11 protein-coding genes are annotated in these 12,198 nt (G+C 64.2%); all 11 read left to right on the top strand.

The features are described from left to right. Nucleotides 1-2 precede the first annotated feature (2 nt). The 11 genes from BSL82_RS01265 (at nt 3) to BSL82_RS01315 (ending at nt 12,193) form a co-directional block, all read left to right on the top strand. Complete coding sequence (locus BSL82_RS01265; RefSeq protein WP_072595669.1) at nt 3-2,822, top strand: ribosomal eL19 family protein; 2,820 nt, start codon at nt 3-5, stop codon at nt 2,820-2,822. Further along, a complete protein-coding gene (locus BSL82_RS01270) occupies nt 2,819-3,316 on the top strand; it encodes a DnaT-like ssDNA-binding protein (RefSeq protein WP_072595670.1) in 498 nt (165 codons plus the stop codon). Before BSL82_RS01265 ends, BSL82_RS01270 begins: the two co-directional genes overlap by 4 nt. After that, nucleotides 3,313-3,696, top strand: coding sequence for a hypothetical protein (locus BSL82_RS01275; RefSeq protein ID WP_072595671.1), 384 nt, complete (start codon nt 3,313-3,315; stop codon nt 3,694-3,696). The genes BSL82_RS01270 and BSL82_RS01275 overlap by 4 nt, the downstream gene beginning before the upstream one ends. Further along, nucleotides 3,693-4,133, top strand: a complete 441-nt coding sequence (locus BSL82_RS01280) for a hypothetical protein (protein ID WP_072595672.1) — start codon at nt 3,693-3,695, stop codon at nt 4,131-4,133. Before BSL82_RS01275 ends, BSL82_RS01280 begins: the two co-directional genes overlap by 4 nt. Then, a complete protein-coding gene (locus tag BSL82_RS01285) occupies nt 4,130-4,534 on the top strand; it encodes a phage tail terminator-like protein (RefSeq protein WP_072595673.1) in 405 nt (134 codons plus the stop codon). The genes BSL82_RS01280 and BSL82_RS01285 overlap by 4 nt, the downstream gene beginning before the upstream one ends. A 3-nt stretch (nt 4,535-4,537) precedes the next feature. Next, nucleotides 4,538-5,758 (top strand): phage tail tube protein, encoded by a 1,221-nt coding sequence (locus BSL82_RS01290; protein WP_072595674.1) that lies wholly within the window; start codon nt 4,538-4,540, stop codon nt 5,756-5,758. Nucleotides 5,759-5,819: 61 nt separating this feature from the next. Further along, a complete protein-coding gene (locus tag BSL82_RS01295; protein ID WP_072595675.1) occupies nt 5,820-6,245 on the top strand; it encodes a hypothetical protein in 426 nt (141 codons plus the stop codon). A gap of 80 nt (nt 6,246-6,325) precedes the next feature. After that, nucleotides 6,326-6,601: a phage tail assembly chaperone gene (locus BSL82_RS01300; protein ID WP_418361284.1), complete on the top strand. Its 276-nt coding sequence runs from the start codon at nt 6,326-6,328 to the stop codon at nt 6,599-6,601. Nucleotides 6,602-6,729: 128 nt separating this feature from the next. Continuing rightward, nucleotides 6,730-10,035: a phage tail length tape measure family protein gene (locus BSL82_RS01305; RefSeq protein ID WP_072595677.1), complete on the top strand. Its 3,306-nt coding sequence runs from the start codon at nt 6,730-6,732 to the stop codon at nt 10,033-10,035. After that, nucleotides 10,032-11,075, top strand: coding sequence for a hypothetical protein (locus BSL82_RS01310; protein ID WP_072595678.1), 1,044 nt, complete (start codon nt 10,032-10,034; stop codon nt 11,073-11,075). Before BSL82_RS01305 ends, BSL82_RS01310 begins: the two co-directional genes overlap by 4 nt. Next, the gene (locus BSL82_RS01315) at nt 11,072-12,193 is read left to right on the top strand and encodes a hypothetical protein (protein ID WP_072595679.1); all 1,122 of its coding nucleotides are present in this window, start codon (nt 11,072-11,074) and stop codon (nt 12,191-12,193) included. The genes BSL82_RS01310 and BSL82_RS01315 overlap by 4 nt, the downstream gene beginning before the upstream one ends. Nucleotides 12,194-12,198 lie beyond the last annotated feature (5 nt).

Raw genomic sequence — 12,198 nt, forward strand, 5'->3', positions numbered from 1 at the left:
CGGTGGCTGCGCTAAACGACACCTTCACGGCGGCCGATGGCACGCTGCTGACGGCGCATGCCGCAGACAGCGGTGAAGCGTGGACGGCGCTGACCGGCAATTTCGTTGTTCGCAGCAACCGCATCAGGGCAAACGCCACCACCGTCGTTGTCCAGTCGGAATGGACGCCCGCCGGTGCAGAATACGATGTCGAAGCCGATTTCCACGTTCACACCACGATATCGCAAAGCACCTTCATCGCCGCCCGCATCCAGAGCAGCAATACCTACGTCGTTTTCGGGTGGCTGAACGGCACTGGCTGGACGATAGGCCACACGGTCAGCGGTTCGTTCACGAACAACAATTCCTCGGCGTTTACGCTGGTGGCAGGCACTACCTATCACCTGAGGGTGGAGGTCCGGAACGGCACCAAGCGGCTGTACGTCGATGATGTTCTGACATGTTCGACAACGGCCAACACCATTACCGATGCCGGAAAGGTCGGCTTCCGCAATTCGGGCGGAGCGCCCACCGATTCGACGGGTTATCACTGGGATAATCTGACGGTCACCGATTACGCATCGGCCACGCTCATCATGCCGCAGCTGCCCGATCTGCGGATCTTCCAGCGGTCGACGAAGACCGGCGGGGCGAATGGCAAGGGCGCTGGCACCGTGCCGGTGCCTGTCACCGTCAATGCCCCGATCACGTCCAGCGTCAAATACCGGCTGCGCGACGCGGAGACGGGCGGCAATCCGGTGGTGCAGGATTGGACCGTTGCCCATAGCGGCGCGCTTTCGGTGGGTGCGGCAACGATCAGCTGCCCGGATGTTCCGGCGGGCACGGGGTGGTATTATCTCGACCTGATGCCGGATGACGACACCGGCCAGATCGTGCTTGGCACGACCCGGATCATGGTCGGGCGGATTATCTCGCTGCAAGGGCAGAGCCAGGCCGCGCGCCAGTTCGGCAAGATGCCTGCATATACGGGCACGAACGCCAGCCTTGGCGTGACGATCAGCCCCTATTGCTCGATCTATGCGCGGTGCGGCGAAACCGGCATCAGCGTCACGTCGCCCGCATGGGAGGCACCGGCGGACGGCGGCAATTGGGGCAGCACCTTCGCCTCGGAATTCCTGCGGCGACAGGTGGCCGCGTCCGGCGTCAACTGCGCCATGACCGGCCATTCGCAAGGATCGACCGCGACGGGAGACTGGCTGCCGGACACCACGCTGAACAACCAGCTGCGCGGCGTGTGGGATGCTGTCGGCGGCTTTGAGACGTGGATGATCCACCAGGGTGGCAATGACGCCGGGGATGGCGTCAGCCAGGCCACGTTCGAAAGCAATCTGGATGCGATCGTGGCGGATGCCGCCGCACATAATGCGGTGCTTGGCTCCGCATTCGACACCATCGTCTGCGCGATGGCCACCCGGACATCGGGTGCGGCGGGAACGATCGCGCAAATCCATGAGATACGCCGCGCGGGCAGGAACTGGGCGACCGTCAACGGCGGTCAATATGTCGAGCCGCATGACGTGACGCTTGAAGATGCCGTGCATCAGGGGCAGCCAGGCAATATCACGCTGGCACATCATTTCCACCGTGCGGCACTGCCGGGCCTGGGCCTGTCGGGTAGCAACGAGGGACCGGCGATCACGGGCGCACGGCGTGCGCCAGGCAGCACGGATATCGTGCTGTCGGTGGCATTGCCCAGCGGTGCAAGCGCGCTGGTGGCGGTCGGATCGCCCGCGCCGCGCTTTGTGGTGTATCCGGAAGGCGGGCTTAGCGGTGCGCTGTCGCTGGACGGATCGACGCCGATCACGGTCGGCACCGATACGATCACACTGAAGCTGGCGAGCGATCCCGGCAATGTCGTCGTGGACGTATATGCGCTGGGTCATCCTGACCCCAGTGGGACGACGGCCGATCAGAACATGATCTATGACGATCATGTCGACGGCGACGGCATCACGAACGGGCGGCAGATCGCACCGACGATCGATGCGGTGGCGGCTGTCCTGGCTTATTCCGTCAGCCCCGACAGCACATCGCACGGCCACTCGGCAACCTCGCCGACGATTTCGGCACACCAATCGACGGCGGTAAATTCAGCCACCCACGGTCACGCTGCCGAAACGCCCTCCATCGCGGCGCACAGTCCTGTAAGCGCAGACGGGGCGAACCACGATCACGCCTCGACCAGCCCGGCAATCACGGCCCACAGCCCGGTTGCGGTCAACGATGCGGCGCATTCCCACAGCGCGGATGCTCCTGCGGTCGCCGGGAACAGCCCTGTCAGCGCCGATGACGCGGCGCATGGCCACGCATCAACCGCGCCCGCGATTGCCGCCCACACGCCCGTTTCCGTCGACGAGGCGGGCCATGCACATTCGGCGGACCAGCCCTCCATCATCGTCGGCGGGTCTCTGGCGGTCGACAGTGCATCGCACGGACATGCGGCGGCCAGCCCAGGCGTCACCGCGCACACGGGCATCGCGGCCGCCGATGCAAGCCACGGCCATGTTGCAGACACCCCTTCGATTGTCGCGCACTCGCCGGTCGCGGTGGACAGTGCGGCGCATGACCATTCAGCCGCGCAGCCGTCGATAGATGTGGGCATCAGCGCTTCCGTTGACGATGCAGCACATGACCATGCTGCCGGTGCGCCTGCGGTCACCGCGCACAGCCCCGTCACCGTCGACAATGTGATCCACCTTCATTCGGCCGCCTCGCCAGCCATCAGCGGCGGCGATCACGACACCTATCCGCTGGCAGGCCGGGCGCAGGGTTTCCCGCTGGCCGGAGTTCAGCAGTCCTACCCATTGAGGAGCGCGGCATGAGCCTTGATGTCGAAACTGGCACCGGATCGGCCACGGCCGAAAGCTATGCGTCGGTGGCCGATGCCGACACGCGCCTTTCCGCGCTGGGCCTGACCAATTGGGCCACGCTCTCCACGGCGGAGAAGGAGGAAGCGCTCCGGCGCGCGACCGTTCACATGATCCGCGCCTATCGCAACCGCTGGCGTGGAACTCGCATCAACAGCACGCAGGCGCTCGACTGGCCGCGATATGAGGTTTGCGTCGACGGCTATCCGGTCGACAGCGACATAGTGCCTGCGGACATCCGCAACGCCTGCATCGACCTTGCCTTGAAGGCGGCGGCCGGAGACCTTGCGCCCGACATCGAGCGCGCCGTGATCCGGGAGAAGGTCGGCCCGATCGAAACCGAATACAGCGCCCATGCCCATCAGGCGACGCAGTATCGCGCGATCGACATGATGCTCGCCCCATACCTCAAGGGATCGTCCGCGATGATGAGGCTGGTGCGCGCATGACCGTCTATACCGCAATGAGGCAGCGGGCGGCCGCGTCGATCCAGGACAAGGGCGCGGCTGTCACCGTCACCTATCGCACTGCCGGCGCATATGATCCGGCGACCGGAACCTCCGCGATTACCACCGCGACTGAAGATGGTTACGGAGTCGTCCTGCCGTTCTCGACCGGCCTGCGGAAGATGGCGGGCACCAATATCCAGATGGGCGACATGCAATTGCTGCTCGCCACGCTTGCGGCTGACGGCGAGGCCCTGACTGCTCCGAACGTGGACGACACCGTTCTGATCGGCAGCAAGACCTATACGATCATCGACATTGCGCCGCTCGCACCCGACGGCACGGACCTGCTCTACACCTGCACGATCCGGGGGACGGAATGACCTTCGCCCTTGACCTCCAGAAGTTTGCCGAAAAGGCCAAGGCGAAAGCCGATGATGCGGTCGGCGGGATCGTTGTGCGTGTCGCCGCCGAACTCGATCGCCGCTCGCCTGTCGGGGATGCGACGTTCTGGAAGTCGCCGCCGCCCAAAGGATATGTCGGGGGGCATTTCCGGGCGAACTGGCGGCTCGGGGTCGACGTCATGCCACAAGGGGAAGTGGCGGGCGTCGACCCGACGGGCGGGCGCACGCAAGGCGCGATCATTGCCGGGATACCGGAGCAGTCGGCGGGCAAGGTCTACTATCTCGTGAACAACGCGCCCTATGCGCTCCGGATCGAAGATGGCCGGTCGAGGCAAGCGCCAACCGGCCTTGTCGGTCTGACCGCGATGCAATTCCAGAAGATCGTCGACGACGCGGTGGAGGCGCTGCCGGAATGAGCATTGTCCATGTCCGCGCTGCTCTGGAATCGGCTCTTGCGGCAATGACGCCCGCCATGGCGTCAGCATGGGAAAACACGCCCTATGCGCCCGTATCCGGGACGCCATATCAGCGCGTCTACCTGCTCACCGCAGAACCGGAAAACATCGAATGGGGGCCGTCGCACACCGAGCGCGGCTATCTTCAGGTGTCGCTTGCCTATCCGCTCGACGCAGGCCCATCGGCAGCCGCCACGCGCGCCGAACTGATACGAGCCACATTCTATCGCGGCCGCTCCTTCACGTCCGGGGGCGTCACCGTGGTTGTCGAACGGACGCCGGAAATCGCCTCGGGCCGCATCGAGGACGATCGCTATGTCGTGCCGGTTAAGGTGCGATTCTACGCCATCATAAGGAGCTGAGCCATGACCGACGCACAGGGTCTTTACAAGCAACTCACCTACAAGAAGCAGTCGGGCAAGGGCACGGCTGCATCCGGTTCCGGCGGGCAGTTGCTCCGCCGCGAGACGGCAACCTTCAATCTCCAGAAGGACACCTATTCGTCCAACGAGATCACCTCCCACCAGCAGTATACCGGCGACAAGCATGGTATCGGCCGGGTGAGCGGCACCATCAACGGCCTGCTTTCCGGCGCGACCTATGCGGAGTTCATGGCGGCGGTTCTCCGCCGGGCGTTCGCAGCCACCTCGTCGATCACCAGCCTTTCGCTCACCATCGCGGCGGGTTCCGGTTCAAGCTGGACGATCACGCGCGCCTCGGGCGACTTCCTGACCGGCGGGATCAAGATCGGCGATGTTGTCCGGCTTGCGGGTGGCTCACTCGACCCGGCCAACGTCGGCAAGAACCTGGTCGTCACCGGCGTGACGGCGACGGTCCTGACCGTGCTGGTGATGAACGAAAGCTCGCTCACCGCCGAAGGTCCGATTGCGTCCTGCACGGTCAGCGTACCAGGAAAGAAGACGCTCGCGCCGACGAGCAGCCACACCAACGACTATTTCACCGTCGAGGAATGGCACAGCGACCTGTCCCGCTCGCACCTCTATACCGATGTGCAGGTGGGCCGGATCGACGTGGGCCTGCCCGCCACCGGCAACGCGACCATGCAGCTTTCGCTCATGGGTCTTGCGCGGACCAAGTCGGGGTCGCAGGTGCTCACCACGCCGACCGCCGAAACCACCTCGGAGATCCTCACCGCCGTCAATGGCATCGCGTTGTTCGCCGGCACGCGTCAGCTTGCCATCACGTCCGCAAACATCAGCATCGACGGGCAGATGAACTTCGGCGAGGCGGTCGTCGGGTCGAACGCGATCAGCGACATGACCAAGGGCGACATCAAGGTCAGCGGCTCGTTCACGGCCGTGTTCCAGGACGACACGATCAGCGATTATCTCGACAGCGAAAACGCGACTTCGCTGGTGCTGATCCTGGCGGAGAACGACGACGCCGATGCGGAGTTCGTCACCTTCTCGATGTCGCGGGTCAAGGTGCTGACCGACGACAAGGACGACGGCAAGAAGCAGATCATCCAGACCTTCAACTTCACCGCCGAGATCAACGGCGCTGGCGGGGCCGCACTCGCCAACGACCAGACGATCCTCACCATTCAGGATAGCCTCGTCGCCTGACGCGGCTGAACACTTCCCCCTGGCACCCTTCCCGCCAGGGGGAAACGAGGGAAGGAAGACCATGACCACCAAGAAAGCAGGCTTCGACCTGTCCAGCATCGCGCTCAGTGACGCTGCGACCGAGATCGAACTGACGCATCCGATCACGAGCGAACGGCTCGGCATATTCGTGTCCGTCTACGGCAAGCACTCGTCGGCGTTTCAGGATTACACCCGGCGCAAGGCGAACGAGAGCCTGAAGCGGATGGCGGCACAGCGTCGCCGCGGCAAGGACGAGGAGCCTCCGACGGTCGAACAGATCGAATCCGATGCGGTCGACCTGCTTGTCGCCTGCACCGCCGGTTGGCGCGGGATGGTTCTCGATGGGGCCGAGCTTGCCTTCAGCGCGGAGGCCGCGCGCAAGCTCTATCTCGACAAGCGCTTTCCCTTCATCCGCGAACAGGTTGACGAGGCGGTCGGCGACACCCAGGCTTTTTTGAAGGGCTGATCGCCGATTTCGAGCGGTTCGCGATCAGCCATTTCGAACTGGCCGCGCCACAGGATGACGGCCGCACGCTACTGGATCATCTGAACGCGGCATGGCGCAAGACCGGCGAGGTGCCCAGGCGTCTCGCCGACGCTCCCGCGCTTCCCGACGGCCTTGAGGCGCTGTGGGAGGATTTTGCCGAACTGTCGGCCTCGCGCGGCTCGACCGGCATGGGCCCGATGCGGATCACCTATCTGGACATCGACGCCTATATGCGCGTCACCCGCCGCCGGTTCGATCCGTGGGAGCTTGAGGCGATCCGGCGGGCGGATCATGCCTTTCTCGCCGACTGGGGCGCGCGGGTGAAGCGTGATTGACCCCGCCGCGTCTTTCGCATAACGTCTTGGGCGATTGAGGTTGCGCCTCTTTCGCCTCCGGCTGAGCCGGGACATTGCCTGATCGGTTGCGCTGATCGGCCTCGTTCCTCTCCCGTCGCCGGTGGCCGATGACTGACCTTGCATCCCTTGCCCTGAGAATCGACAGCACGGAAGTTGCTTCCGGCGCTGCGTCGCTGGACAAGCTGACGGCTGCGGGCACGCGCGCGGAAGGCGCGGTCGACCGGCTGGGCGACAGCACGGCGCAGGCGGGACGGCAGATCAGGACCGGATCGCAGGCCGCCGCTGATTTCGCGGCCAGTGCCCAGCGACAGGCCGAACAGATCAGGCGCTTCGGCTCTGCGTCGCTCGACATGGGTAAGAACACCGGACTTGCGGCGCATCACGTTCAGAACCTCGCATTTCAGTTTCAGGATGTCGCGCAAGGGCTGCTCACCGGGCAACGTCCCTTGACCGTCTTCCTCCAACAGGGCGCGCAGATCGGCGGGATCATGCAGCAGGCCAGCCTCGGCGTCGGCGGATTGACGCGCGCGCTGCTCGGCATGGCCGGTGCTGCTGCGGCCGCCGTGCTGACCAATCCTGTTTTGCTCGCGCTCGCCGCAGCCGCAGGGACCGCCTATGGCGCGTTCAAGCTGTTCCAATCGTCGATCGACGACAGCGGCGTGCTCACGGACTATGCCAACAGCCTCGGCCTCACCGCGAAGGAAATGAAGGAACTTGAGAATGTCACCGTCACGGCGGGCGACGTGTTCAAGGGCCTGTGGAAAACCATCGACGACGGCCTTGGGCTTTCGACCGTCTTCTCATCCATCAAGGAATGGGCGGTCGATGCGTTCACCACATGGCTCGACTTCAACAAGACGCTCTGGTCCAGCGTCTACGGCTTGGCTGTCGGCAGCTTTGAGGCGGTAAAGAACGTCTGGAACCGCTTCCCGGCGATCATGGGCGATTTGTTCGCGCAGGCAGCGAACAAGGCCATCGACGGCATGAACTGGATGATCGAGAAGGCCATAGCGGGCATCAACACGCTTGCGAGCCGCGCGAACGCCCTCATCGGTCAGGATATCTTCGGGCAACTGGGCGAGTTCCGGATCGACAATATCGCCAATCCCAATCAGGGCATGGCGGCAAGGACCATCGCGGACAATATGGCGGCGGTTGCTGCGCGCACCCGTGAGGCGCGCGGGGCCATGGACAGCTTCACCGACAGCCTCGGCAAGAATGTCATCGCGGCGGCCAAGACCCGCATCTCGGCGCAGGCGGCCGAAATCCTCGCCGATCGCACGGAGAAGGCGGCTAAGGCGGCGAAGGAAGCGGCGGATCGCCACCGCGAGTTCGAGCAGGCGATGGCCGGGGTTCTGCGGGAAATCCGTCAGGCTCAGTCTGAGTTCGAAGCGCTTCAGGACAAGTACGATCCTTTGACCGCTTCTGCGCGCCGGTATCGCGAGGAGCTGGATAAGATCAGTCGCGCGGTTGGCAATAAGCTCCTATCGGATGCGGACGCCGAAGTTTGGAAGCGCAAGGCCCTCATCGACTCCGTTGCGAACGATATAGATTCGCTGAGCAAGGAAGCTGCGGCCGAGATGGGTTTCGGCCTCAAGAACGCCGCCAAGAACGCCAAGGAAGAACTGCTCGACGGCGTGCGCGGGATCGTAAACGCGCTCGATCAGCTTGGCGATGCCGGACGGACGCTCGCCGACATCGGGGCCGTGCTTGAAGGATTCGCCGGGGGCGATTTCTCGGGTGCTCGCGGCCCGCTGGGGGGCTTGTTCGCCCTCATCGGCAAGGCGGGCGGCAAGGATACGTTCAAGCCGCTGACCGACAAGCTGGACGACATTTTCGGCGGCGAGAACGGGCAGTTCGCCAAGACGATGAAAGACCTTCTCGGCGGCGCGGGCATCGGCCTCGCTTCCGGCATGATCGCCAACGGCGGCCAGAATAGCGCCCTCGGCTCGTCCATTGGCGGGGCGCTGGGGCAGACGCTGGGCAAGGAGCTGCTCGGTCCCATGATGGGCAAGCTGGGCGGGGCCATTGCAGGTCCGCTCGGCTCGATCGCGGGCGGCATCATCGGCGGCGCGATCGGCGGCGCGTTCAAAAAGACGAAATGGGGCCGGGTCGACCTGACGGCGGGCGGCTATGACGTTGCCGGAAACAGCGGCAAGGCGAAGGCGAACGCAGTCACCGCGGGCGACAGCTTCACGGAAGGGCTGGCGGGCATCGCCGAGCAGTTCGGCGGCACCGTCGGCGACTTCGGCCGCATCTCGCTCGGGCAGCGTCATGGCGACTGGCGCGTCAATGCCGGCGGCACCAGCCTGAAGATCAAAAAGGGCGCGGTCGAGTTCGACGAGGATGCCGAGGGCGCGGTTGCCTATGCGATGAAGCTGGCGATCGAGCGCGGCGCGATCCAGGGCATCCGCAATTCCACCAACGCGCTGCTTCGCGCCGGCTCCGACATTCAGGTGCAGTTGCAGAAGGCGCTCCAGTTCGAGGGCGTGTTCTCCGACCTGAAGGCGCGGCTCGATCCGACCGGTGCGGCGCTGGACGACCTGACAAAGAGGTTCGACGGCCTGCGGACGATCTTCAAGGAGGCCGGCGCGACGACGGCTGAATATGCGCAGCTTGAGCAACTGCTCGCCCTCCAGCGCAAGGACATTCTCGACCAGGCCGCAGCGGAAGCGCTCGACAAGCTGAACGAGCGCCGGGCGCTGGAGGTTCGGTTGCTTGAGGCGCAGGGCAATGCGACTGCGGCCGCAGCCCTCGCGCGCCAGATCGAGCTTTCGCAGACGAAGGACGAACTGAAAGACCTGATGCGCCGGGTCCACGCGGCGGAGGTTGCAGCGGAGGCACAGGAAAAGGCCGCAGCCGCCCTTGAGGAGGTTCGGTCGCGCTTCCGTGCGTTCACGGACGACCTGATCGCCTTCCGTGACGAGCTTTCCGGGGCCTCGTCCGGCACGCTCACCTATCGGCAGGCGATGGTGAAGCTGATGACCACCGGCGGGCTTGCGGCGGCGGGCGACGAGACGGCGCTCGGCTCGCTCTCCGGCATCGGGCGGGACTTCCTGTCGCTTGCCAAGGACCGGGCTTCATCGGCGGCGCAATATGCGCGCGACATCGCCATGGTGCGCGAGTACGTCGACAAGGCGATTGCGGTCAGCCAGGGCGTGTCCGGCATCACCTCCGCAACGGTCGGCGGCGTCGGAGCAATCGCCGCGCCATCGCTCGTCAGTGCCGGGCAGACGAACGCCGATCTTCTCGCCGAAGTGAAGGCGATGCGCTCCGAACTCAAGGCGCTGATGCTTCAGGAGGTGTCGAACAGCGGCGGCATCAAGCGCGTGCTCGACCGCGCCGACGGCGGCGATTACCTGCGCATCGGCAATGACAGCGACACGCCGGTCTATACGGAGGCCGCGCCGTGAAGATCATCCGGCCAGCCACCATCGAAGCCGCCGACCTGACGAGCAGCGTCTACGAGACCGCGCCGACCGCCTACAATGGCGGCACGACCTATGCGCTCGACGATGTGGTGGGCGTCACCTCGGGCACGGTGGTGAGCGTCTATCAGTCGCTTCAGAACGGCAACACCGGCAACACCCCTGCATCCTCGCCCCTGTGGTGGGTGCTGATCGGCACGACTTACACGTCCTATAACGCAGGCACGAGCTATGCGGACGGCGATGTCGTTCTCGATCCGACGACGCACCATGAGTTCGAGAGCCTCGTCGGGAGCAATGTCGGAAACGCGCTCACCGACACGACCAAATGGCTGGACCTCGGCTATTCCAATCGCTGGCGCATGTTCGACACGTTGAACGGCAGCACGACGAGCAATCCGGAAAGCATCGAAGTCGCGGTCGATATTACCGGTCGCGCCGATAGTGTCGCGCTGCTCGGCCTGTCGGGTGTGTCGGTACAGATCAAGTCCGAAACGGTAGCGGATGGCGTGATCTATGATGAGACCTATGGCCTCGTCTTCGACAGCGGCATCGCCAACTGGTATGATTATTTCTTCGAGGCGATCCAGCGCAAGACCGACCTCGTTGTTACCGACCTGCCGATCATCGGCAACCCGACGATAACGGTGATCGTGACGCAGCCCGACGGCACCGCGACGGTGGGCACTTGCGTTATAGGCCAGTCGCGCGCGGTCGGCGGCACGATGTACGGCGCAAAGACCAGCATCCTCGACTACAGCCGCAAGACCGCTGACGAGTTCGGCAACTACACCATCGTCGAGCGGGCATTCTCCAAGCGCGCCGAGTTCAAGGTGGTTGTCGAGGCGGCGAAGGTCGACGCCGTTCATTCGATGCTTGCCGAATATCGCGCCACGCCGATCGTCTACGTCGGCACCGACGATTACGCGTCGACATGGGCGTTCGGCTTCTACCGCGACTTCGCTCTTGAGGTCGCCCACCGCGACCAATCCTATCTCTCCATCCAGATTGAGGGCCTCACATGACGCTGCCGACGATTTCCACCATGCCGACGCCGCCCGCCCGGACGGACGAGCCGGAAACCTTCATCACGCGGGCCGACGCCTTCATCGCCGCGTTCCCGACGCTCGTGTCGGAACTCAACGATTTCATCGTCGAAGTGCAGGCAGTCGCGGCGGCGCTTGGCGTATCGAGCGCGGACGATGAACTCGCCGCAATCGCCGGGTTGGTGTCCGCAGCAGACAAGCTGCCCTATTTCACCGGCTCGGGCACGGCGGCGCTTGCCGACCTGACATCATTCGTCCGCACGTTGCTGGACGACGCGGACGCAGCGGCCTTTCTCACGACGCTCGGCATCGCCCGACACAATCAGGTGGTTGTGGACAGTAGCGGCAATGTCATTGCAGGAACCGCGACTAGCTCTAATCATCGGTTTCACAAAAATGTCTCTCAGGGTGAGGGGATTCTCGACGTAGATAATGGCGTCAGCGGCGCGTTCTTCTTCTCTCATACATCCGGCGGTCAATCGTCGGCCGCCACCGCTCTCGCCATAGGCAGAAACTCTACCACATCAAGATCAATCAATGCCGGTGGCACTATCAACGCATCGGGCGCGGACTATGCCGAATACTTAAAAAAGGCTCCGGACTGCGGCACCATTCCCGCCGGGCAGGTCTGCGGCATCAATGCTGATGGCGAGTTGGTCGACCAGTTCGATCTGGCGCACAGCTTCGTGATCAAATCAACCGATCCCGCCTATGTCGGCGGCGACACCTGGGGCAGCGAGGAACTGATCGGTGCCAAGCCGGTCGCGCCGACGCCTGTAGATGATGGCGAAGGCGGCGAGGCGGTCGATCCTGCCGAGCAAGCGCAATTCGAGATTGAACTGGCGGCATGGGAAGCGGCGCTTGAGGCGGAGCGGGTGAAATATGACCGCATCGCCTTTTCAGGCCAGGTGCCGGCCAATCACATCGGCGCGGCCGTGGGCGAATATCTGATCGCCATCCGCAACCCTGATGGGTCGATCGGCACCGAGGCCAAGACGCTCGCCGATATGAGCATGGCCGAATATGCGGCAGCCGTCGGCAAGGTCTGGAAAATTCTCAACGATGGGCGCGCCTGGGTGGCCGTGAAGGTTGGCTAGGAGGA

The sequence above is a fragment of the Tardibacter chloracetimidivorans genome (assembly GCF_001890385.1).
GTDB classification, from domain to species: domain Bacteria; phylum Pseudomonadota; class Alphaproteobacteria; order Sphingomonadales; family Sphingomonadaceae; genus Tardibacter; species Tardibacter chloracetimidivorans.

Coding starts and splice junctions, on each gene's coding strand:
- BSL82_RS01270 (WP_072595670.1), top strand. CDS start 2,819: ATGAGCCTTGATGTCGAAACTGGCACCGGATCGGCCACGGCCGAAAGC.
- BSL82_RS01275 (WP_072595671.1), top strand. CDS start 3,313: ATGACCGTCTATACCGCAATGAGGCAGCGGGCGGCCGCGTCGATCCAG.
- BSL82_RS01280 (WP_072595672.1), top strand. CDS start 3,693: ATGACCTTCGCCCTTGACCTCCAGAAGTTTGCCGAAAAGGCCAAGGCG.
- BSL82_RS01285 (WP_072595673.1), top strand. CDS start 4,130: ATGAGCATTGTCCATGTCCGCGCTGCTCTGGAATCGGCTCTTGCGGCA.
- BSL82_RS01290 (WP_072595674.1), top strand. CDS start 4,538: ATGACCGACGCACAGGGTCTTTACAAGCAACTCACCTACAAGAAGCAG.
- BSL82_RS01295 (WP_072595675.1), top strand. CDS start 5,820: ATGACCACCAAGAAAGCAGGCTTCGACCTGTCCAGCATCGCGCTCAGT.
- BSL82_RS01305 (WP_072595677.1), top strand. CDS start 6,730: ATGACTGACCTTGCATCCCTTGCCCTGAGAATCGACAGCACGGAAGTT.
- BSL82_RS01315 (WP_072595679.1), top strand. CDS start 11,072: ATGACGCTGCCGACGATTTCCACCATGCCGACGCCGCCCGCCCGGACG.